Origin of the sequence: Frankia sp. CeD (genome assembly GCF_000732115.1) — a bacterium.
GTDB classification, from domain to species: domain Bacteria; phylum Actinomycetota; class Actinomycetes; order Frankiales; family Frankiaceae; genus Frankia; species Frankia casuarinae.
In genome coordinates, this window is record NZ_JPGU01000005.1 from 49847 (window position 1) to 72967 (window position 23121).

Annotated in this window: 17 protein-coding genes and 2 pseudogenes; 5 read left to right on the plus strand and 14 right to left on the minus strand. The window is 71.6% G+C overall.

Annotated elements, in window-relative coordinates:
* Positions 1–452 precede the first annotated feature (452 nt).
* The 4 genes from tal (at position 453) to pgl (ending at position 5170) form a co-directional block, all read left to right on the plus strand.
* Positions 453–1568, plus strand: a complete 1116-nt coding sequence (gene tal, locus CED_RS05255) for a transaldolase (RefSeq protein WP_011436087.1) — start codon at positions 453–455, stop codon at positions 1566–1568.
* Between the two features lie 142 nt (positions 1569–1710).
* Positions 1711–3243 carry a glucose-6-phosphate dehydrogenase gene (zwf, locus tag CED_RS05260; protein WP_084680695.1) on the plus strand — a complete coding sequence of 511 codons (1533 nt, stop codon included), beginning with the start codon at positions 1711–1713 and terminating at the stop codon, positions 3241–3243.
* A 20-nt stretch (positions 3244–3263) separates the two neighbouring features.
* Entirely contained in the window at positions 3264–4376 is a 1113-nt protein-coding gene (locus tag CED_RS05265; protein ID WP_011436085.1) for a glucose-6-phosphate dehydrogenase assembly protein OpcA, read from the plus strand.
* Positions 4373–5170, plus strand: coding sequence for a 6-phosphogluconolactonase (gene pgl, locus CED_RS05270; RefSeq protein WP_011436084.1), 798 nt, complete (start codon positions 4373–4375; stop codon positions 5168–5170). Before CED_RS05265 ends, pgl begins: the two co-directional genes overlap by 4 nt.
* A gap of 69 nt (positions 5171–5239) precedes the next feature.
* Here the strand turns inward: pgl and CED_RS05275 are convergent, their stop codons facing one another.
* The 13 genes and pseudogenes from CED_RS05275 to uvrC all read right to left on the minus strand — a co-directional run bounded on the left by CED_RS05275 (position 5240) and on the right by uvrC (position 19455).
* Complete coding sequence (locus CED_RS05275) at positions 5240–5629, minus strand: SHOCT domain-containing protein (RefSeq protein ID WP_011436083.1); 390 nt, start codon at positions 5627–5629, stop codon at positions 5240–5242.
* Between the two features lie 228 nt (positions 5630–5857).
* Positions 5858–7468 (minus strand): serine/threonine-protein kinase, encoded by a 1611-nt coding sequence (locus CED_RS05280; protein ID WP_035730280.1) that lies wholly within the window; start codon positions 7466–7468, stop codon positions 5858–5860.
* A 141-nt stretch (positions 7469–7609) separates the two neighbouring features.
* Positions 7610–7945, minus strand: a complete 336-nt coding sequence (locus CED_RS05285) for an RNA polymerase-binding protein RbpA (protein WP_011436081.1) — start codon at positions 7943–7945, stop codon at positions 7610–7612.
* Between the two features lie 257 nt (positions 7946–8202).
* On the minus strand, positions 8203–9969 hold the full coding sequence (locus CED_RS05290; protein WP_035908908.1) for an ABC transporter substrate-binding protein: 1767 nt from the start codon (positions 9967–9969) through the stop codon (positions 8203–8205).
* Positions 9970–10043: 74 nt separating this feature from the next.
* Positions 10044–10274 (minus strand): preprotein translocase subunit SecG, encoded by a 231-nt coding sequence (gene secG / locus CED_RS05295; protein ID WP_011436079.1) that lies wholly within the window; start codon positions 10272–10274, stop codon positions 10044–10046.
* Positions 10275–10513, minus strand: a pseudogene (locus CED_RS22170) (oligopeptide/dipeptide ABC transporter ATP-binding protein); the annotation flags it as partial. It lies immediately after the preceding gene.
* A 37-nt stretch (positions 10514–10550) separates the two neighbouring features.
* A complete protein-coding gene (gene tpiA / locus CED_RS05300) occupies positions 10551–11477 on the minus strand; it encodes a triose-phosphate isomerase (RefSeq protein WP_255361091.1) in 927 nt (308 codons plus the stop codon).
* Positions 11478–11546: 69 nt separating this feature from the next.
* Entirely contained in the window at positions 11547–12749 is a 1203-nt protein-coding gene (pgk, locus tag CED_RS05305; RefSeq protein WP_011436077.1) for a phosphoglycerate kinase, read from the minus strand.
* 165 nt (positions 12750–12914) lie between these two features.
* Entirely contained in the window at positions 12915–13922 is a 1008-nt protein-coding gene (gene gap / locus CED_RS05310) for a type I glyceraldehyde-3-phosphate dehydrogenase (protein ID WP_035908910.1), read from the minus strand.
* A gap of 467 nt (positions 13923–14389) precedes the next feature.
* Positions 14390–15367 (minus strand): annotated as a pseudogene (gene whiA, locus CED_RS05315) (DNA-binding protein WhiA).
* 14 nt (positions 15368–15381) lie between these two features.
* Positions 15382–16464, minus strand: a complete 1083-nt coding sequence (gene yvcK / locus CED_RS05320; protein ID WP_035908912.1) for a uridine diphosphate-N-acetylglucosamine-binding protein YvcK — start codon at positions 16462–16464, stop codon at positions 15382–15384.
* A 7-nt stretch (positions 16465–16471) separates the two neighbouring features.
* Entirely contained in the window at positions 16472–17341 is an 870-nt protein-coding gene (gene rapZ, locus CED_RS05325) for an RNase adapter RapZ (RefSeq protein ID WP_011436073.1), read from the minus strand.
* Positions 17338–19455, minus strand: a complete 2118-nt coding sequence (gene uvrC / locus CED_RS05330) for an excinuclease ABC subunit UvrC (RefSeq protein WP_035908915.1) — start codon at positions 19453–19455, stop codon at positions 17338–17340. Before uvrC ends, rapZ begins: the two co-directional genes overlap by 4 nt.
* Before the next feature lie 250 nt (positions 19456–19705).
* Between uvrC and CED_RS05335 the strand changes: the two genes are divergently transcribed.
* Entirely contained in the window at positions 19706–20119 is a 414-nt protein-coding gene (locus tag CED_RS05335; protein ID WP_011436071.1) for an SsgA family sporulation/cell division regulator, read from the plus strand.
* Here CED_RS05335 and uvrA read toward each other — a convergent pair.
* The gene (uvrA, locus tag CED_RS05340; protein ID WP_011436070.1) at positions 20062–22992 is read right to left on the minus strand and encodes an excinuclease ABC subunit UvrA; all 2931 of its coding nucleotides are present in this window, start codon (positions 22990–22992) and stop codon (positions 20062–20064) included. The two genes, CED_RS05335 and uvrA, sit on opposite strands and share 58 nt — an antisense overlap.
* Positions 22993–23121: the final 129 nt, after the last annotated feature.

Consider the following 23121-nt stretch of genomic DNA (forward strand, 5'->3'; position numbering starts at 1 on the left):
TGTTCTACGACGTGTCGGAGTCTAGCCGCCGCGGCGCTGCGTACGCGCGTCGACCGCGCCCGGACCCCCGCCGCCGTCCTGCGTCCTCTCTCACAACCGCGCCACGCGGCCCCCCGGGCGGCGGCGACCGACATGTACTGGCGTGGGGCATCGGACAGCGACGGTGGGCATGGCGCATGGACGGCGGGCATCGGGCATCAGGCATGAACCGCAGGGACCGGGATTCCACTCGTCGTGCGCGTTGTTCTCCCAACCGCCACCCGACTGTCACGGGGATCCGCAGACTGGGATCAGACTGGAAACAGACTGGGATGGAGCCGGCCCCAGAGGGTAGTGCCCTGAAGGGGGTGCGCCCATCCGAAGCGCGAGAACGGCCATGAAGCGCGAGAACAGCTTGGAGGCCTTGGAGACATGGTGAGGACGCCACCGCCCGCGGAGAGGAAGTCAGCCCGATGAGCAATCCCCTGTCCGAGCTCTCAGCCGCCGGAGTGGCGGTCTGGCTGGACGACATCAGCCGGGACCGCCTACGCACCGGCAACCTCGCCCACCTGGTCGAGAACCGCGGCGTTGTCGGCGTGACGAGCAACCCGACCATCTTCCAGAAGGCGATCAGTTCGAGCGACCTGTACGACGAGCAGCTGCACGACCTGGCGATCCGCGGCGTGGACGTCGGCGAGGCCGTCCGGGCCATCACGGCCGCCGACGTGCGCGACGCCTGCGACGTGCTGCGCGGCGTCTACGACGCCAGCGGCGGCGTCGACGGCCGGGTGTCCCTGGAGGTCGATCCCCGGCTCGCCCACGAGGCCGAGCGCACGCTCGCCGAGGCGCGTGCCCTGTGGTGGCTGGTCGACCGACCCAACCTGTTCATCAAGATTCCCGCCACCCGGGCCGGCCTCTCGGCAATCACCGAGACGCTTGCCCAGGGCATCAGCGTGAACGTGACGCTGATCTTCGGACTCGACCGGTACGACGCCGTGATCGACGCGTTCATGACCGGTCTGGAGAAGGCCCTGGCCGCGGGGCGCGACATCACCGACCTGGCCTCGGTCGCGTCGTTCTTCGTCAGCCGGGTGGACACCGAGGTCGACCAGCGGCTGGAGAAGATCGGCACCTCGGAGGCGAAGGCGCTACGCGGCCGGGCCGCCGTCGCCAACGCCCGGCTGGCCTTCGAGCGGTACGAGAAGGCGTTCGCCACCCCCCGCTGGGCGGCCCTGGCCGCGGCGGGCGCGAAGCCCCAACGCCCGTTGTGGGCGTCGACGTCCACCAAGGACCCGTCCCTGCCGGACACGATCTACGTCACCGAGCTGATCGCGCCCGGAACCGTCAACACGATGCCGGAGGCGACCCTGGAGGCGTTCGCCGACCACGGGTCGGTGACGGGTGAGACGATCCGCCCCCGCTACGAGGAGGCCCACGAGGTGTTCGCCCAGCTCACAGCCGTCGGAATCGATCTCGACGACGTGATCGAGACCCTGGAGAGCCAGGGCGTACAGAAGTTCGAGGACTCGTGGACCCAGCTGTTGGACACCATCGCGGCGCACCTGGGATCAGCCGGTTCGTCCGCGTAAGGCCTGGCGCCGGCCGTGGCCGTGGCGGTCGCCACGGCCGTCGCCACGGCCGTGATGATCGTCTCAGCGTCGTTCATGGACACCCGACGGTCCCCGGTGAAACAACCTCGGAGAGACCACAAGCAGAACGAAGGGGGAACGGGTGGCGCCCACGGTGAGTACCAACCCGCTGCGGGACCCACGTGACCGCAGACTGCCGCGCCTGCCGGACGCGAGCGCCCTGGTGGTGTTCGGCGCTACCGGCGACCTGGCCCGCAAGAAGCTGATCCCCGCCGTCTACGACCTGGCCCNCCGCGGCCTGCTGCCGCCGGGTTTCGTCCTGCTCGGGTTCGCCCGCCGGGACTGGCCCGACGAGGACTTCGCCGAGTTCGCCCGGCAGGCCGCCGAGAAGGGCGCCCGCACCCCCTTCCGTGCAGAGGTCTGGGACCGGCTGGCGGGCTCCGTGCGGTTCCTGCCAGGGTCCTTCGACGACGACGCCGCGTTCGACCGGCTCGCCCGCACGCTGGAGAGCCTGGAGCACTCCCACGGTATCCGTGGCAACGCGGCGTTCTACCTGTCGATCCCGCCGTCGGCCTTCCCGGTCGTGCTCAAGCAGATGCAGCGCACCGGGCTCTCCTCGGCCGCGGGTTCGGGCGGCTGGCGCCGGGTCGTCGTCGAGAAACCGTTCGGTCACGACCTGGAGTCGGCCCGGCAGCTCAACGCGCTCGTCGACGACGTCTTCACCCCGTCCGGGGTGTTCCGCATCGACCACTACCTGGGCAAGGAGACGGTCCAGAACCTCTTCGCGCTGCGCTTCGCCAACACGCTGTTCGAACCGNTCTGGAACTCCCAGTTCGTCGATTCGGTGCAGATCACCATGGCCGAGGACGTCGGGATCGGCACCCGGGCCGGCTTCTACGACGAGACGGGCGCCGCTCGGGACGTGCTCCAGAACCACCTGTTGCAGCTGCTCGCCCTGACCGCGATGGAGGAGCCGGTCAGCTTCGGCGCGGAGACCATCCGCACCGAGAAGCTGAAGGTGCNCCGCGCGGTGTCGCTGCCCATGGACCTCACTCGCTACGCGGTAAGGGGGCAGTACGAGCAGGGCTGGCTCGCCGGGGAGCGGGTCCCGGGCTACCTCGACGAACAGGACATCCCTGCGCAGTCGCGGACGGAGACCTTCTCGGCGGTGCGCCTCGGCATCGAGACGCGCCGGTGGGCCGGGGNGCCGTTCTACCTGCGGACCGGCAAGCGGCTGCCACGGCGGGTCACCGAGGTCGCCATCTTCTTCAAGAAGGCGCCGCACCTGCCATTCGACGAGACCGCCACCACCGAGCTCGGCAACAACCAGCTGGTCATCCGGGTGCAGCCCGACGAGGGGGTCACGCTCAAGTTCGGCTCCAAGGTCCCCGGCTCGGCGATGGAGGTCCGGGACGTCGCGATGGACTTCCTGTTCGGTGAGGCGTTCACCGAGGCGCTGCCGGAGGCCTACGAACGGCTGATCCTCGACGTGCTGCTCGGCGACGCGACGCTGTTCCCGAACAACGCGGAGGTCGAGGAGTCCTGGCGGATCGTCGATCCGCTGGAGCGGCACTGGGCGGGCACCACCCCGCACCGCTACCGGGCCGGCACCTGGGGTCCGGCTGCCGCCGACGAGATGCTCGCCCACGACGGTCGCCGGTGGCGGCGGCCATGACCATGGATTAGGAGCCCCTCGTGACCACATTGTGGGACACCACCGGTTCTGAGGTGGTCAAGGCCCTCGCCGCCGAACGACGGGCGGCCGGAGCCCTGGCCTTCGGCCTGGCGCTGACCCTCGTCGTCGTCGTCGACGAAAAGCACGTCAGCGCCGCCGAGGGCGCGGCGACGCTGGCGGCCTCGGCCCATCCGTGCCGGCTACTGATCGTCGTCCGCCGGCAGGTCGACGTGCCGCATCCCCGGCTCGACGCCGAGGTCTCGATCGGCGGTCGGCTCGGCCCGGGCGAAGCGGTCGTGATGCGGATGTCCGGCCGGTTGGCGCTGCACGCGGAATCGGTCGTGCTTCCCCTGCTCGCACCGGACGCCCCGGTGGTCACCTGGTGGCACGACGAGCCGCCGGCCCGGATCGCCTACGACCCGCTCGGCGTGTTCGCCGACCGGCGGGTCACCGACGTCACCGCCAGCCCGGATCCGCTGTCGGCCCTGTTCCAGCGGGCCGCGGACTTCGCCCCCGGCGACACGGACCTGTCCTGGACCAGGCTGTCGCCCTGGCGCACCCTGCTCGCCGCCGCCTTCGACGCGGTGGTCAGCGAGCGGCCGGACTCGGCCGTCATCACCGCCGGCCGGGCCGATCCGAGCGCCCAGCTGTTCGCCGGCTGGCTCCAGAACAGGCTCGCCGTCCCGGTGACGGTCGACGAGACGGGCGGCCGGCCCGGTATCACCGCGGTCGCCGTCGCCCTCGACGGGGACCGGCTGGCCGTCTCCCGCACCGACTCCCGCTCGGCGATGATCTCCCGCACCGGGTACCCGGACCGGGTACTGCCTCTGGCCGACCGGGGCGTCGGGGACCTGCTCGCCGAGGAGCTGCGCCGGCTTGACGAGGACGCCGTCTACGCCGAGGCCCTGGGTACCTGGAGCGGCCTGCCGAACCTGACCAGACGCTCGCCGCACCGAGAGCACATCTGGCGGGACCCGATGGACCAGACCGTGGGCACCACGGACGCGTTGGCCGCCGGCGCCGCGACGTCGGGCGCCGTGACGTCGGGCACCGTGACGTCCAGCACCGCGGCCCCGGGCACCGCCCCGATGACGAGTGCCCCGAACAACGAACGGACGGTGGGTGGCGCATGACGGCCGAGCCGGAGCTCGTCCTCCATCGTGACGCCGGGGTACTGGCCAGGGCGGCCGCGGCCCGGCTGATCACCCGGCTGGTGGACGCCCAGACGGCCCGCGGGGAGGCCTCACTCGTCCTGACCGGCGGTGGCATCGGCATCGCCCTGCTGCGGGCGGTGCGATCGAACCCGGCTCTCGACGCGGTGGACTGGGGCAAGGTCGACATCTGGTGGGGCGACGAGCGGTTCGTCGCGGCCGGCTCGCCCGACCGCAACGAGCGGCAGGCGCGGGAGGCGCTGCTCGATCACATCCCGGTGGATCCCAAACGGATCTTCCCGATGGGCCATCTGGCGGCCCCGACCGCGGGCGGTGACGTCGAGGGACGGGCCTCGGCCTCCGGCTATACCGATCCGGAGTCCGCCGCGGCGGAGTACACCGCGCTGCTGGCCACCCGTGCCGTCGCCGGATCGGCGGTGCCGAGCTTCGACGTGGTGCTCCTCGGGCTCGGCCCGGAGGGCCATGTCGCCTCGCTGTTCCCGGACTCCCCCGCGGTCGTCGCGACCGAACCGGTGGTGGCCGTGCATGACTGCCCCAAACCACCGCCGGAACGCGTCACGCTGACCCTGCCGGCCATTCAGTCCGCCCACGAGGTCTGGGTGATCGTCGCCGGGGAGGAGAAGGCCGATGCGGTCGCGGCGTCGTTCTCCGGAGCGGGACCGATCACGATCCCGGCGACGGGAGCCGTCGGCCGCGACCGCAGCCTGTGGCTCGCCGACCGGGCCGCCGCCTCCCGGCTGCCCGGCTGGCAGTGACACGGTCCGTGGACGACCTGTCCCGTAGACCTGTCCCGTGGGCCGGGCCCACGGGACGGCACCGGCGGATCAGGTCAGGATCTTGGTCTTGCCCCGCTCGAACTCGGCCTCGCTGATGATCCCCCGGTCGCGCAGGTGCGCGAGCTTGCCGAGTTCGTCGGCGTCGCTCGTTGTCCCGGCGGCCTCCTGGAGGTAGGCGCGCCAGGCCTGTTCGTCGCGCTGCGCCGCGGCGCGGCTGCGCTCGTGCATGCTGCCACCCCGCACGATCAGGTAGGCGATCACGCCGAGCCAGGGCAGCACCACGATCGCGACCGTCCAGGCGGCCTTCGCCCATCCGGACAGATCCTGGCTGCGGAACACATCCATGATCACCGCAAACAGCAGCCACAGCCACAGGATGAAAGCAAAAAACCACAGCATATAGAGGAAGACACTGAGTAGCGGAAAATCGGGATCCACGGAGTACCTCCTGTCCACCTGTCCACGCCGTGGTCGGGCGGTGGCCTGGACGGGCCACGGCCGTCCCGGCGTCCTGGGCCCCGGTTCCGGCCCGGACCCGGTTTCTGACCCGGTCCGTTCATACCCGCGCCGGGCCGTTCCCCCCGTCTCGCCGCCTCACCCGCCGGGGGTGGACCGCCCAGCGCGCTCACCCGCTCACCCGGCAGTCCGGTCAGCCGGCAGTCCCGGTCAGCCCGGAGGCGCGGGGGACGATGGGGACATGGGGGGCGCCGAGCGGCGCATGGTCGCCTGCCCCGCCGAACTGATCTCGGTCGCCGGATACGAGCAGTCGAGCGTGCCGTCGCCGTGGAGCACGAGGTCCAGCCAGGTGGCGGCGAAGCACAACGCCCCGACCCGGGTGAGACGTTCCTCGAGCCGGACCGAGGCGCCGGACACCCCCCGCAGCACGAGCTCGCCGGCGCATCCACTCTCCGGGTAGGCACTCGTGCCGATCACCTCGCCGATCCGGCCGCCCCGCAGCACCAGCTCGGCGTTGAAGTGCACGAACGCCTGCGTCACCGATCCGCTCCAACTGCCGATCATGCCCGGGGGCAGCGCCTCGCCAGCCTCGGCGCCCGGTTGCGACCCGACCCCCGCCGGATCCCGCGTGGCGACCGTCGGCGGCGAGGCACGACGCCGGTCGCCGTCGCCGCCGTCGTCCGCGCCGAACAGCTGGTACGCCCCGGCGGCCACGGCGGCGAGCAGCACCAGGAGGATCATCGCCCCGGCCATCAGCCGGGGTGCCCGCCACGACCGGACCCACCCGACCGCGCCGGGGGGCCGCGCCGTCCCTGGCCAGGCCGGCGGGAACGGCACGGGTCGCGACCCGGTCCGGCGCCGGATCACCGCGTCCGGCGCCGGGGACCGCGGCAACGACGCGGCCGGGGATGCCGAGGACGGCGGCAACGACGCGGCCAGGGATGCCGGAGATGCCGGAGATACCAGGGATGCCGGGGCGGAATCGGCTGGGTGGGACGCGGCCCAGGTCAGCAACGCCTGCGCTCCCTCCGCGCGCAGCCGGCTCGCCGGGTTCTTGGCCAGCAGCCCGGCGATCGCTGCCGACAGCCTGCCGCCCCGGAGGAAGGGTGGCGGATCGGCGTGCAGCACGGCGCCGATAGTGGTGGGCAGCGTGTCGCGCTGGAACGGTGAGACCCCCTCGACGGCAAAGTAGAGGGTGGCGCCGAGGGCGAACAGGTCGCCGGCCAGGGTCGCGGGGCCGCCGAGGAGGCGTTCGGGCGCCATGTAAGCGGGCGTCCCGCCGCTGCCGATGCCGCCGGTGAGGGTCGGGTCGGCGGCGTGGGTGGCGATGCCGAAGTCGGTCAGCAGCACCCGGCCGTCGTCGGCCAGCAGGATGTTCGATGGTTTGACGTCCCGGTGCAGCACGCCCATCCGCTGACCCGCGACCAGGGCGTCGAGGACCGCGAGCCCGACCTGGATGGCACGCTCGGGCGGCAGGGGACCGTCCCGGTTGACCGTCGTGGCGAGTGTGCCGGCCCGGACCAGCTCCATCACGATCCACGGCAGGCCGTCGTGTTCCACGGCGTCATGGACGGTGACCACGTGTGGGTTCCCCCGCAGCCGGGCGGCGTTGCGGGCCTCGCGCATCGCCGTCTCCACTCCGGCGGCACGCTCGTCGTCGTCGAGGTCGGCGGAGACCCGGATCTCCTTGATCGCCNCCTCGNCCCGGAGCACGTCGTCGTGGGCCCGCCACACGGTGCCCATCCCACCGGAGCCAATCCGTTCGACGAGCCGGTACCGCCCGGCGACGAGCGGGCCGATGCCGACACCATCCACAGTCACAGGGGCATCCTCGGCGACGGCGCAACGGCTGCGGGAGCGGGGGCGGGGCGCGCGTGCGCCGACGGTCGCCGCCGGCGGCGACCGTCGGCCGGGGCCGGAGCCGGGGCCGGGGCCGGGGCCGGGGCCGGGGCCGGGGCCGGGCTAGGATGCGCCCCGAAGCTTGGCGAGCGCCTCGGCGAGGATCGCCTCGCCGTCCTTTTCGTTCCGTCGTTCCCGCACGTAGGCGAGATGGGTCTTGTACGGCTCGGTGCGCGGCGGGGCCGGGGTGTTGTCCCGATCCCGTCCCGCCGGAAAACCACAGCTCGGACAATCCCACGTGTCGGGGATCGCCGCGTCCGCAGCGAACGACGGTCTCGTCTCGTGCGCGTTAGCGCACCAGAAGGAGATACGTTGCCGGGGCGCGGTCTCGCCCCGTTCCGCCTCTCCCATCGGTCCTGCCCCGACCCGGCTCCCCCGGATGGCGTTGCCACCTGCCACGGCCCGCGTGCTCCTTCGTCTCGTCCCATGGGTGGTAGCACGGAAACCGTGCCTGCCGATTTCGCTGCCTCGAGTGCCGCGAAACCTCGTACCCGGTTTCGTAAACCTGACGTTCCCGGCGCTTTTCCCCAGATGTTCCTCCGGGTACGTCCTGGAGGGAGTGTAGGCCGCGAGAGCCACCCATGGATGCACCGGCCACCCCCGCCTGGTTACCCCTGGCGTTACCCCCGGTGGGAGGAGCGTGTTCAGGTCGGCTGTCATCCGGACCCCAGCGAGACCGCGGTCGGATCGGCGGTGCCGATCGACGGCACGATCGTGAACGCGGTGACGTTCGTGCTGTGGAACTGCGGGGNGTGCACGACGGCCAGCGGGATCACCGCGACCTGCTCGACCAGCGTGTGCTCCAGGTCGGCCCAATTGCTCGCGGCGGTCGCCTCGCTGGTGGCCCGCAGCGCCGTGGCGAGCAGATGCAGGGCGCCCGGATCCCGGTAGCCGCCGTCGGCCGGCCTGGGGCCGGCCCACGTCTCGTCCAGCAACGGCTGGAAGACGGTGCGGCCCGCGTCGCCGTACCAGTCCGGGGCGATAGTAGTGAGCGCCAGGTCCCAGAACTGCCCGGTGGGGTGGACGGCTGCCGCACGGTAGCGCTCGCCGGTCCGGATCCGGATGTCGAGGCGGATACCGGAACGGGCGAAGGCGGTCCGCAGTGCTTCGGCGGCCGCCACGTCGGTGGCGCTGTCCGTGGTGAGCAGGGACAGCGCCGTGACGGGTCCGCCGGGGGTATGGCTCAGCGCCTCCCGGCAACGGGCCGCGTCGCCGAGTCCCGCCGGGCTCGGGAAGGGATCCGCGTCGGTGTAGCCGGTCATCGTCTCCTGCAGCAACCCGGTGGCGGCAGCGGCGAACTCGGGGCCGCCGAGCGCCGCCGCGAGGCTCACCCGGTCGATGCAGTAGGGCAGCGCCCGGCGGACCGACAGCTCACGCAGCGCGGCCGCGGAGGGCCCATTGAACCCGACGGTGAGCGCCAGGGTGACCCCGACCCCGTCGACCACGAGACGGGGGTCGTTCGCCCTGGCGAGCTCCACGGCCCGGCTGTCGGGTATCTTCCCGTCGAGCGACATGTCCGCGTCGCCGCTCTCCAGCTCCTGCTGCATGGCCTCCGGACTCAGGCCGTCGAAGATCGTTATATGGTCGGGCAGGGCGCGGCGGATCCCGTCCGAGGACGCGCTCCACGATGGGCTGCGCGACAGCCGGTACCCCTCGCCGGGGGCGACCGTGAACCGGTACGGCCCGGCCGAGACCAGGTTGTGCAGGTACTCCAGCGAGTCCGGCGGGTAGGCCAGGGCCTCCAGCGGCACCGGGGAGGCCGCCGGCAGCGCCAGCACGTCCACGAAGTCGTTCACCGGGGCCAGTAGGTGGAACGCGAGCGTGTCGTCGCCGACGATCTCGATGCCCTCCACGGTGCTGCTCTCGACGAAGGCCGCGGCGNCGGCGACCGGGGTCGCCGCCAGCTGGGCACAGAACTCCCGGAATCCGACGATGGTCGCCGTGAAGTAGCCGCGCAGCGGTGACGGGTTCGGGGGCGTGCACAGTCGCTTGATGCCGCGGGCGACGTCGTTGGCAGTGATCCGGCGCTGGTTGGGGGTGTCCCAGCGCGCCGCGGGACGCAGCCGCACCGTGTAGACCAGCCCGTTCTCGGTGACGACCGGCGCGCCGACGGCGAGGTCCGGCCGCGGGATGGTCGACTTCGTCGTGTCCTCGTCGGAGGGATAGCTGTACAGCTGGCGGGTCACGAGCCGGCTGACCGCCCGCTCGCCGGGCTGGTCGGCCCAGCCCGGATCGCCACTGGGCATCCACTGGGTGACGATCCGCAGCGTGCCGCCCGGCTTGCCGGACGGAGGGGGCGTGGTGGTCGTCGCCGGGGTGGGACTGGCAGCGAGCTCACGCGATCCGTCCCCCGAGCCACCGCTGCAGGCGGTCACCGTGGCAGCCAGGACCGTGGCGAGCAGGATCGTGGCGAGCACGGACACGAGGCGAGGCAGCCGGCCTCCACGGCCGCGACCACTCCCGCGGCCGGGACCAGGGCGCGGGCCGAACTGGGCGTTCAATTCTTCAGCAGCAGACCGAGACCGACGATGCAGGTGAACCAGATGATCCCAACAGCGATGGTCAACCGGTCGAGGTTCTTCTCCACGACCGAGGACCCACCCAGCGACGAGGACACGCCGCCGCCGAACAGGGTGGACAGCCCGCCTCCCTTGGCTCGGTGCAACAGCACAAGCATGATCATCAGAATACTCGCGACAATCAGGGCGATCGACAGACCGATCGTCATCTAGACCAGCTCCCGCTCCTCGGGGAAGTGGCAGGCCGCTCGGTGCCCAGGCCGAACCTCCGACAAGGGCGGTTCCACCGTCCTACACACCTCCTCGGCCTTCCAGCAACGTGGGTGGAACCGGCACGCCTTGAGGGGATCGGGCGGGCCGGACACGTCGCCACGCAACAGTATCCGCTCTCACCGACAGTGCTTCGCCTGGTCCGGTGGTCCGGCACCGGGACGGCCGGCGGCAGGGCGAGTGCGCGGTAGGCGAGTGTACGGACGCGTCCGCCGTCAGGCCGGCGGCCCGCTGCGCACGATGCCGACGAACTCCTCGGCGACCAGGCTCGCCCCGCCGACCAGCCCGCCGTCCACGTCCGGCATGGTGAACAGCTCGCCGGCGTTCGCTGCCTTCACCGAGCCGCCGTAGAGGACACGGATCCCCGCGGCGATCTCATCGCCGTACTGACTGGCCAGCTGGCCGCGGACCGCCGCGCACATGTCCTGGGCGTCCTGCGCGGAGGCGGTGCGGCCAGTGCCGATCGCCCACACCGGCTCGTAGGCGATGACGATCGTCGCGGCCTGCTCGGCGGTGATGCCAGCCAGCGACCGCTCGAGCTGACGCAGCACGTGCTCGACCTGGGTGCCGGCGGCCCGGATCTCCTCGGGCTCCCCCACGCACAGGATAGGGGTGAGCCCCACGGAGAAGGCCGCCTTCGCCTTGGCCGCCACCAGCGCGTCGTCCTCGTGGTGGTCGGCCCGGCGCTCGGAGTGCCCGACGACGACGTAGTCGCAGCCGAGCTTGGCCAGCATCGCCCCGCTGATGTCACCGGTGTGCGCNCCCGACGCGTAGGGGGAGAGGTCCTGCCCGCCGTAGGCGATGGCGAGCTTGTCCCCGTCCACCAGGGTCTGCACGCTGCGCAGATCGGTGAACGGCGGGAGAACGACGACCTCGACGGTCTCCAGCTCGGCGGGCTTGAGATCGAAGGCGATCTTCTGCACCAGCGCGATCGCCTCGAGGNGATTGAGGTTCATCTTCCAGTTGCCGGCTACCAGCGTCCGTCGGCCGGTGCCCTTGACGCCGGCGGCGCCCTTTGAACCGGCAGCGCCCTTCACCGACCTGTCCTTGCCCACGCCGTCCTCGTCCTTCCCGGATCCCCTGTTCTTCNCGGATCCCCTGTCGGAACCTCGCTCAGATCTTCCCCGGCCCAGCAGGGCCATCAGCCGGCCCCGGCCCCGGAGGTCCCGCGGACGCCGGACGTCCCGCGGAGGCCGGACGTCCCGCGGAAATCAGACATCGAGGGCCGCGAGCCCGGGCAGCGTCTTGCCCTCCAGGTATTCCAGGCTCGCGCCGCCGCCGGTCGAGATGTGACTGAAGGCATCCTCCGGGATGCCGAGCGTGCGGACCGCCGCGGCGGAGTCGCCGCCACCCACGACGGAGAACCCCTTGCCGGCGGCGACCGCCTCGGCCACCCCCCGGGTGCCCGCAGCGAACGGCGCGAGCTCGAACACGCCCATCGGCCCGTTCCAGAAGACCGTGGCCGCTCCGGCCAGCCGCGCGGCGAACAGCTCCGTCGACGCCGGGCCGATGTCGAGCCCGAGCCAGCCGGCGGGGATGGCGTCAGCCGCGACGACGGCGGTGTCCGCGTCGGCGGCGAACCTGTCCGCGACGACGACGTCGGTCGGCAGCACGATCCGCTCCCCGCCCTCGGCGAGCAGCTCCTTGCACGTTTCGATCATCTCGGTCTCCAGCAGCGACCCGCCGACCCCGTGACCGAGCGCCGCCAGGAAGGTGAAGCACATCCCCCCGCCGACGAGCAACGCGTCGACCTTGGGCAGCAGCGCGCGGATCACGCCGAGCTTGTCGGACACCTTGGACCCGCCGAGCACGACACTGTAGGGACGCGCCGGGTCGCTGCTGAGCCGGCGGAGCACTTCCAGCTCGGTAAGCACGAGCCGACCCGCGGCGTGCGGCAGCCGCTTCGGGACGTCGGCGACGCTGGCATGGGCCCGGTGGACCGCGCCGAAGGCGTCCCCGACGTAGAACTCGGCGAGCGCCGACAGCTCGTCGGCGAAAGCCGCGCGGATCGCCGCGTCCTTGCTGGTCTCCCCGGCGGCGAAGCGCAGGTTCTCCAGCAGGGCCACCTCGCCGTCCCCGAGTCCGGCGACCACCTCGCGGGCATGCGCACCGGCGATGTCACCGCTGCCGTCGCCGGCGAACGCCACCGGCCGGCCCAGCAGCTCGGCGAGCCGACCCGCCACCGGCTCCAAGGAGTACTTCGGGTCCGGTTCGCCCTTCGGCCGGCCCAGGTGCGAGCTCACGACCACCCGGGCGCCCCGGTCCAGCAGCGCGGAGATGGTCGGGACGCTGGCGCGGACCCGGCCGTCGTCGGTGATGCGCGGGGTGTCACCGGAACGATCCAGCGGCACGTTCAGGTCACTGCGGACCAGCACTCGGTGCCCGGCGACCTGCAGGTCGTCGATCGTCCTCACGCTTCGTTACTCCATTGGGGAGAGAAATTGTCGAGGAAGAGNCGGAGAGGATCCTCTCCGGCCCGGTCGGGAGGAACGGCCGGGGAGGACCGGCGCCGCCCGACGGGTTTCGCCTGCCGGCGGCGCGCGGGCCCAGCGGCGCGCGGCGACCAGCGGCGCGCGGGCCTAGAGACGCGCGGCGACCAGCGCGGTCAGGTCGACCAGCCGGTTGGAGTAGCCCCACTCGTTGTCGTACCAGCCGACGACCTTCACCTGATTGCCGGCGGACATCGTCAGCAGCGAGTCAAACGTGCAGGACGCCGGGGTGTTGACGATGTCAGAGGAGACGATCGGGTCCTCGGTGTAGACAAGGTAGCCCTTCAGCGGGCCCTCCGCCGCCGCTTTGAACGCCGCGTTGACCTCTTCCTTGCTGGCCTTCTTGTCCAGGGTGGCCACCAGGTCGGTGACCGAGCCGTCGAGGACCGGCACCCGCATCGCCAGTCCGTCGAGCTTGCCCTTGAGGTGGGGCAGGACCAGCGCGGTGGCCTTCGCCGCACCCGTGGTGGTCGGGATGATGTTCTGCGCCGCAGCCCGCGCCCGCCGCAGGTCCGAGTGCGGGAAGTCCAGGATGACCTGGTCGTTGGTGTAGGCGTGGATGGTGGTCATCAGCCCCTGGCTGATACCGAAGGCNTCGTCGAGCACCTTCGCCATCGGCGCGACGCAGTTCGTCGTGCAGGATGCGTTGGACAGGATGTGGTGCCTGGCCGGGTCGTAGGCGTCGTCGTTCACGCCTATCACCACAGTGATGTCCTCGTCCTTGGCCGGCGCCGAGATGATGACCTTCTTGGCNCCCGCCTGCAGGTGCTTGCCCGCATCCGCCGCCTTGGTGAAGCGGCCGGTGGACTCGATGACGACGTCCACGCCCAGATCGGCCCAGGGCAGCGCCGCCGGGTCGCGCTCGGCCAGCACCTTGATCACGGTATCACCGACGCGGATACCCTCGTCAACGACACCGACCGCAGCGGAAAGCGTACCCAGCGTGGTGTCGTACTTGAGCAGATGCGCGAGAGTCTTGTTGTCGGTCAGGTCGTTGACCGCGACGATCTCGAGATCGTTCCGGTTGCTCGCCGCGAGCGCCCGCCAGAAGTTACGACCGATTCGCCCGAAGCCGTTGACACCCACCCGCGTAGCCACGTCCAGGACTCCCTACCGTCTTGTCTCGTCGTTTCGATAGTCACGCCGTCGTTCCATCGCGACGTCGTCGTTCGGTTGTGACGTTCTCGTTCGTGTGGCGCTGTCGTTCGTGTGGCGCTGTCGAGGCAGGAGCCTAACGAGTTTGCACATCATCGGCGGGAATCCGAACCGTGCGATGTTGGTCTCCTCACACGGTGCGGGCACGCCCCACCCGGAAACTACATCCCATCACATGGCTGCGCTGCCGCACCGCCGGTGCGCCTCCGCGCAGGGCCGGGGGCCGGCAGATCCCGTGGACCCGCGCTGACGCCGGCCGAACCGCCCAGGCGGGCGCCCCACAGGGCGGGTCCCACCCCGAAGAGCCCCGAAGAGCCATCCGATCCCGATGGTGCTACTGGGCCAGTAGTCCACTTGCGGGTATGACTTGCAGGTATGAAATGTCTGGGCCTGACCTGGGCCGCTGTTGCTCAGGCGTTCTCAAGGAGATCCGGGGAGACGCTCGCCTCGGTGTTGGGGATACCGAGCGCGTTGGCCCTCTTGTCGGCGAGCGCCAGCAGCCGGCGGATCCGGCCGGCGACCGCATCCTTGGTCAGCGGCGGGTCCGCGAGCGCGCCCNGCNCCTCCNGGGNGGNCNGCGCGNGCTCGATGCGCAACCGGCCGGCCGCCAGCAGGTGCTCCGGGGCGTCGTCGCCGAGGATGCGCATCGCGGCCTGCACCCGGGCGCCGGCGGCCACCGCGGCCCGGGCGGAGCGGCGCAGGTTGGCGTCGTCGAAGTTCGCCAGCCGGTTGGCGGTCGCCCGGACCTCCCGGCGCATCCGCCGTTCCTCCCAGGCGAGCAGGCTGTCGTGCGCACCGATCCTGGTCAGCAGCGCGCCGATCGCGTCGCCGTCGCGGATGACGACGCGATCGACGCCGCGCACGTCCCGGCTTTTGGCCTGGACCCCCAGCCGACGCGCCGCGCCGACCAGGGCGAGCGCGGCCTCTGGACCAGGCGAGGTCACCTCCAGCGAGCAGGACCGACCCGGCTCGGTCAGCGAACCGTGGGCGAGGAACGCGCCCCGCCAGGCCGCCGCGGCGTCACAGGCGGAGCCCGTGACCACCTGCGGCGGCAGCCCGCGCACCGGACGGCCACGCTGGTCGAGCAGGCCGGTGGACCGCGCGAGCTGCTCGCCGTCTCGCTCGACGCGCACGATGTAGCGCACCGAGCGGCGCAGCCCACCGGCGGCCAGCACGGCCACCGTCGAGGGGAAGCCGAAGACCTCGGCGACCTCACGACGCAACCGGCGGGCGGTCGCGCCAGTATCGAGTTCCGCCTCGACCACGATACGACCACCGACGATGTGCAGCCCCCCACCGAAGCGCAGCAGGGCCGCCATCTCGGCCCGCCGGCAACAGGGCTTCGCGACCCGCAGCCGGCTCAGTTCGTCCTTGACGGTGGCCGTCATCGCCGCCACACCGATCACTCCTTGGCTTCACCGGATGGGGTCCGGCGGACCGGTCCGCCGGACGATGAGTACTGCGTGACCGGCCGCCGGGACGCGGGCGTCGGGCAGGTCGCCTCCGGGAGTCCCGCGAACACCGCACGGAAGGCCGCGGCGAGCCGGACCGGATCGTGCACGGGCGCGCCGGGGATCCGCACCGGCGCCAGATGGAGCCGGGCACCGACGTCCGCCGCCGCCCGGGCGAGCAGATCGGGGTCGGGCACGGCGGTCGGATCGGCGATCACCACGTCCAGCCGCAGGCCGGGAACGTGCCGGCCGAGGGNGNGGAGATGGGCCTGGGGGGTGTATCCCTCGGTCTCCCCCGGCTGGGCGGTCAGGTTCAACACCATCACCCGGTTCGCCCGGGACGTCGCGATCGCCCGGTTCATCTCAGGAACCAGCAGATGCGGCAGCATGCTCGTGTAGTGCGATCCCGGTCCAAGGATGATCCAGTCGGCCGCGCCCGCCGCGGTCACCGCCTCCGGACAGGCCGGCGGTGCCGCCGGCGACAGCCGGACACCCGCGACCCGTCCACCGGTCGTGGCCACCGCGGCCTGCCCGCGCACCTCGACCTCGGCGGTGGGCGCCGCCGGATCCAGCCCCACGACGTCGGCGACGATATCGATGCCCCTGGTCGACAGCGGCAGCACCCGCCCCCGCACGCCGAGGAGGGTGGCGGCCAAGTCGAGCGCGGCCACCGGTGATCCGGTGCGCTCGGCGAGCGCGGTCAGCACGAGGNTGCCGACCGCGTGCCCGGCGAGCGGCCCGTCGCCGCCGAACCGGTGCTGGAACACGTCCGCCCAGGTGGTCGACCATCCGTCCGGTCCGGCCAGCGCGGCCAGGGCCATTCGCAGATCGCCCATGGGGAGCGCGCCGAGCTCCGCGCGCAGCCGCCCGGAGGATCCACCGTCGTCACCGACGGTCACCACGGCGGTAAGCGCCGAGGTGATCTGCCGGAGCGCGGCGAGCGAGGCGGCGAGCCCGTGGCCGCCGCCGAAGGCGACGACCGCCGGTGCCCGGTCCGGACCGTCGGAGCGCGCGGCTACGCCCTTGAGGTTCACGGATGGTTCACTCCCGTCCCAGGTCACGGTGCACCACCCGGACTCCCACGCCGCCCGCGGCGAGCCGGATGCCGAGCTGCTCGGCGATCGCGACGCTACGGTGCTTGCCGCCGGTGCACCCGACGGCCAGCGTGAGATACCGCTTGCCCTCACGGGCGTAACCCTCGCCGACCAGGCGGAGCAGCGCCGAGTACTGGTCGAGGAAGTCCTGCGCTCCCGGCTGGGCCAGCACATAGTCGCGCACCTGCGGATCGCGGCCGGTGAACGGGCGCAGCGCCTCCACCCAGTGCGGGTTGGGCAGGAACCGGCAGTCGGCGACGAGATCCGCATCCAGCGGAAGTCCGTACTTGTACCCGAACGACACCACCGTGGCGTTGAGCCGGTTGGCGTTCGGCTGCCCGAACGCGGCGTCGATCTTCGACCGCAACTCGTGGACGTTCAGGTCGGTGGTGTCGAGGACCAGGTCGGCCTCGCCGCGCAGCTCGGCGAGCAGAATCCGTTCCCGGCCGATGCCGTCGACCACCCGCTCGTCGCGCTGCAGCGGATGCGGCCGGCGGACGTGCTCGAACCGGCGGATCAGCGCGTCGTCGCTGGCCTCGAGGAACAGCATCCGGGGATGCATGCCCCGCGCGTCGAGCGCCGCGATCGCGGCGCGCAGGTCAGAGAAAAACGGCCGGCCCCGCACGTCCACCACGACGGCGATGCGGCTGATTGCCCCACCGGAACGACGGCCCAGCTCAGCCATGGTGGACAGCAGCTCCGGAGGAAGGTTGTCGACGACGAACCAGCCCAGGTCCTCCAGACACTTCGCCGCGGTGCTGCGCCCGGCGCCGGACAGCCCGGTGATGATCGCCAGATCCAGGGTCGGGGTGGTCATGAGACGGTCTCCGTGTCGAGAATCTCTCCGGTGCGCGGGTCGACGACGGGGGCGGGCGCGTCGGCGCGGCCCGGCGCCGACCGGGCCAGCGCGGTGACGATCGCCGCCGCCGTCCGCGGGCCGATGCCGGACACCTGCGCGATCTGCTCGGCACTCGCCGCCCGTATCTTCGCCACCGAACCGAAGTGGCGCAGCAGGGCCTTGCGCCGGGTGTCACCCAGGCCGGGGACCTCGTCGAGGGCGGAGGCCACCATGGCCGTGGACCGCTTCTGCCGGTGGTAGGCGATGGCGAAGCGGTGCGCCTCGTCGCGCACCCGTTGCAGCAGGTAGAGCGCCTCGGACGTCCGCGGGAGGATGACCGGGTCCGCGGTGTCCGGCAGCCAGACCTCCTCCAGCCGCTTCGCCAGCCCGCACAGCGCCACCCCGCCGGGGCCGGCGTCGATGCCGAGCTCGTCGAGCGCCCGGGCCGCCGCAGCCACCTGGGGCGCCCCGCCGTCCACCACGACGAGGTTCGGCGGGTAGGCGAACCGGCGCGGCCGCCCGGTCCCCGGATCGATCGGCTGCGCGGCACCCGGCGCGCCGGCGATGTCGCCAAGCTCGGCGATGTCGGCGATGTCGGCGATGCGGGACCGCTCGGCGAGGTAGCGCGAGAACCTCCGGTGGATGGTTTCGTACATGCTCGCCACGTCGTCCCCGGCACCCTCCCGGCCGGCACCCTCCCGGCCGGCGATGCCGCGGATCGCGAACCTGCGGTACTCGGACTTGCGCGGCAGGCCGTCCTCGAACACGACCATGCTCGCCACGACGTTCGTGCCCTGGGTGTTCGAGACGTCGAAGCACTCGATGCGCAGCGGCGCGTCGGGCAGCTCCAGGGCCTCCTGAAGCTCGGCGAGGGCACGGCTGCGGGCGGTGAGGTCACTGGCCCGCTTCGTCCGGTGCAGCGCGAACGCCTGCTTGGCGTTGCGCTCCACCGTTTCGAGCAGGGTGCGCTTGTCCCCACGGCGGGGCACGCGGACCTCGACGCGGCTACCCCGGGCCGCGCCGAGCAGTTCGGTGACCGCCTCGACATCGGGCGGCAGGGCGGGCACCAGGATCTCGCGGGGGATGCCTTCCCCCTGGGATCCCGCGGTGGTCGTGGGCACCGTCGAACCGGCGGTCCCGGTCGAGGCCGCTCCCGTGCCGTCGAGGTACTCCTGGGTGAGGANCTGCTCGACGAGGTCCGCGGTCGTGACCTCGTCGAGCTTGTCGACGACCCAGCCCCGCTGGCCGCGTACCCGCCCGCCACGCACGTAGAACACCGCGACGGCGGCCTCCAGCTCGTCCTCGGCGAAGGCGATGACGTCGGCGTCGGTGCCGTCGGGCAGGACCACGGCCTGCTTCTCAACCGCACGGCGCAGGGCGCCGATGTCGTCGCGCAGCCGCGCGGCGCGTTCGTACTCCTGGGCCTGCGCCGCCTGCTGCATCTCCCGTTCGAGCCGACGCAGGTAACGGCCCGTCTGCCCGGACATGAAGTCGCAGAAGTCCTCGACTATCTCCCGATGGGTGGCCGCGTCGACCCGTCCCACGCAGGGTGCCGAGCACCGGTCGATGTACCCGAGCAGGCACGGCCGTCCGACCTGCGCGGCCCGTTTGAAGACCCCGCCCGAGCATGTGCGGGCGGGGAAGACCCGCAGGAGCAGATCGAGGGTCTCCCGGATGGCCCAGGCATGCGCGTACGGGCCGAAGTACCGGACGCCCTTGCGCTTGGGTCCCCGCATGACCTGCAGGCGCGGGAACTCCTCGTGGAGGGTCACGGCGAGACTCGGGTAGCTCTTGTCGTCGCGGTAGCGGACGTTGAAGCGCGGGTCGAACTGCTTGATCCACGTGTACTCGAGCTGGAGGGCCTCGACCTCGGTCGAGACGACGGTCCAGTCGACCGAGCTCGCCGAGGAGACCATGTGCTGCGTACGCGGATGGAGGGTGTGCAACTCGGCGAAGTAGTTGGCCAGCCGGGCCCGCAGGTTCTTGGCCTTGCCGACATAGAGCACGCGACCGTGCTCGTCACGGAAACGATAGACACCGGGTGTCTCGGGGATCGAGCCCGGCGCGGGCCGGTAGGACGCCGGATCAGCCATGAACCGAGCCTACGGCGACCTTCATCCCGAGCAAGCAGCACCTGCACGTAACCATTTCATCACGCATAGCGCGCGGGCTTGGCGGCGGGTTCCCTCCGGTGGTGGCGGTAGGGTGACGAGCGGCGACGGCCACCCGGCAGCATCGTGACCGATTACACACCTTCCGCTGTTTCGGGGGCCCCCGTTGGCGTCCGGGGCGGAGGGCTGCGACCCTCGAGACATCGGGCAAGCGAACCGAGGGAGCCAGCGCGTGCTTGGTAAGGACGTCACGGCGGAGTTCGTCGTGGACGACGCGTCCAGCCGTGGGCGGATCACCGTGTTCCAGATCTGCTGGGGCGCCCGCGACCCGTTGGCCGTGTCCATGACGCTGGTGTCCAGGCCGGAGCATCCCGCGCTGCCGCAGGGCAGCTGGGTCGCACCACGCGACACCCTGCGCGCCGGCCTGGAGACGGCGGTGGGCGACGGGGACGTCCGGATCGGTCCCGACGCGGATCGGCGCGGCGTGCGGCTCGACCTGGTGCACGGCGACCGCCAGTCCGTGGTAGTGGTCGCGGCGTCGTCGCTGCGCAGCTTCCTGGACCGCACCGAGCGGCTTGTCCCGACCGGTCAGGAGCACACCGAACAGGAGCTGGACGCCGTCCTCGCGGACCTGCTGCGGACCTGAGAGGGCGGGAGCGGTCCCACCTCGGCGACCCGGTCACTGAGGATCTCCCGGAGGAAGACCGCGGTGTGGCTCTCCTCGACCGCAGCCACGGCCTCGGGCGACCCCTGCGCGACGACACGGCCGCCTCCCGTGCCCCCCTCCGGACCCAGGTCAATGATCCAGTCCGCCGTCTTGATGACATCGAGGTTGTGCTCGATCACGATGACCGTGTTCCCGGCGTCGACCAGCCGGCCGAGCACGCCGAGCAGCTTGCGGATGTCCTCGAAGTGCAGACCGGTCGTCGGCTCGTCGAGCACGTAGACCGTCCGGCCGGTGGAGCGCCGCTGCAGCTCCGAGGCGAGCTTGACCCGCTGCGCCTCGCCGCCGGAGAGGGTCGGCGCCGACTGGCCGAGCCGGACGTACCCCAGGCCGACGTCGTTCAGCGTCCGCAGGTGGCGGGCGATGGCCGGCACCGCGGCGAAGAACTCCGCCGCCTCCTCAATCGGCATGTCGAGCACCTCGGCGATGTTCCTGCCCTTGTAGTGCACCTCCAGCGTCTCCCGGTTGTACCGGTCGCCGTGGCAGACCTCGCACGGCACGTACACGTCTGGCAGGAAGTTCATCTCAATCTTGAGGGTGCCGTCACCGGAACACGCCTCGCACCGCCCGCCCTTGACGTTGAACGAGAACCGGCCCGGCAGATAGCCACGGACCTTCGCCTCGGTCGTCTCGGCGAACAGCCGGCGGATGTGGTCGAACACGCCGGTGTAGGTGGCGGGGTTGGACCGCGGCGTGCGTCCGATCGGGGACTGGTCGACCCGGACCGCCTTGTCGAGATTGTCGAGCCCGCTGACAGTGCGGTGCCGGCCCGGCACCTGCCGGGCGCCGTTGAGCTTGTTCGCCAGGACGGCGGCGAGGATGTCGTTGACGAGGGTGGACTTCCCCGAGCCCGACACCCCGGTGACGGCCACGAAACAGCCCAGCGGGAACGACACGGTGACGTCGCGCAGGTTGTGCTGCCGGGCCCCGTGCACGGTCAGTGCCCGGCCCTTGGCCGGCACCCGGCGGATGTCGGGCACCGGGATCCGCCGCCGCCCGGACAGGTAGGCGCCGGTCATCGACTCCTCGCTGGCGAGCAGCTTCTCGACCGGCCCGGAGACGACGACCCGACCGCCGTGCTCGCCGGCGCCGGGGCCGATGTCGACCACCCAGTCGGAGGCGCGAATCGTGTCCTCGTCGTGCTCGACGACGATGAGCGTGTTACCCAGGTCGCGCAGCCGCAGCAGGGTCTGGATGAGCCGGCGGTTGTCCCGCTGGTGCAGGCCGATCGACGGCTCGTCGAGCACGTACAGCACCCCGACGAGCCCGGAACCGATCTGGGTGGCCAGCCGGATGCGCTGTGCCTCGCCGCCCGCCAGGGTGCCGGCGGCCCGGTCGAGGGAGAGGTAGTCCAGCCCCACGTCCAGCAGGAATGTCAGCCGCGCGTCGACCTCCTTGAGCACCCGACCGGCAATGGTCCGCTCCCGTTCGGTGAGGTCGAGCCCGCGCAGGAACACGGCGCACTCGCCGATCGCCAGACCCGAAACCTCGGCGATCGACCGGCCACCCAGCGTCACCGCGAGTGACTCCGGCTTTAGCCGCGCGCCGCGGCAGGCCGGGCAGGGGATGTCGCGCATGTAGCCCTCGTACCGCTCCCGGCTGCTGTCCGACTCGGCCTCGCGGTGCCGGCGGCCCAGGAAACCGATCACGCCCTCGAAGGAGGTGTGGTAGGAACGCTTGCGGCCGTAGCGGTTGGTGTAGCCGACGTGGATCTCGGTGTCGCCGCTGCCGTACAGCACGGCCTTGCGGGCCCGCTCGGGCAGCCCCTCCCACGGGGTGTCCATCCTGAAGCTGAGGTCCTCGGCGAGGGCCGTGAGCAACCGTTCGAAGTACTCCTTGTTGTGGCCGCCCGACCAGGGGGCCACCGCGCCCTGCGCCAGCGACAGGGTGGGGTCGGGCACGACGAGCTCCGGGTCGACCTCCTTGCGGGTCCCGATCCCGGTGCACTCGGGGCAGGCGCCGTACGGCGAGTTGAACGAGAACGACCGCGGCTCCAGCTCCTCAAAGGAGAGGTCGTCGTAGAGGCAGGCCAGATGCTCGGAGTACATCCGCTCGCGCTCGGGATCGTCGGCGTCGCGGTCGACGAAGTCAACCAGGACGAGCCCGCCGCCCAGCTTCAGGGCCGTCTCCACCGAGTCGGTGAGCCGCCGCTTCGCTGACGACTTGATCGCGAGCCGATCGACGACGACCTCGATCGTATGCTTGCGCTGCTTCTCCAGCTTCGGCGGATCGGTGAGCGGCACCACCGTGCCGTCGACGCGGGCCCGTGCGAACCCGGAGCTCTGCAGCTCGGCGAACAGGTCGACGTACTCGCCCTTGCGGCCACGCACCACCGGGGCCAGCACCTGGAAGCGGGTGCCTTCGGGCAACTCCAGCAGCCGGTCGACGATCTGCTGCGGGGTCTGCCGGGAGATCAGCCGCCCGCACTTCGGGCAGTGCGGACGGCCGGCGCGGGCGAAGAGCAGCCGCAGGTAGTCGTAGACCTCGGTGATCGTGCCGACGGTGGACCGCGGGTTGCGCGAGGTCGACTTCTGATCGATGGAGACGGCCGGAGACAGCCCCTCGATGAAGTCGACGTCGGGCTTGTCCATCTGCCCGAGGAACTGCCGCGCATAGGCCGACAGCGACTCCACGTAGCGCCGCTGCCCCTCGGCGAAGATTGTGTCGAAGGCGAGGCTGGACTTGCCGGACCCGGACATACCGGTGAAGACGATCAGCCCGTCGCGGGGCAGGTCGAGGTCGACGTCACGGAGATTGTGTTCACGCGCGCCACGCACGACAAGACGATCGGCCATCGACAAACCCTCATGATCTTCAGTAAGACCGGACCTGGGCGAGTGTGGCCATGCTACGGATGAGGACCGACACTTTTCCGGGGGCGGCCACCTAACCATCAGCCGGACGAATCCGTCGCATCCGGCAGA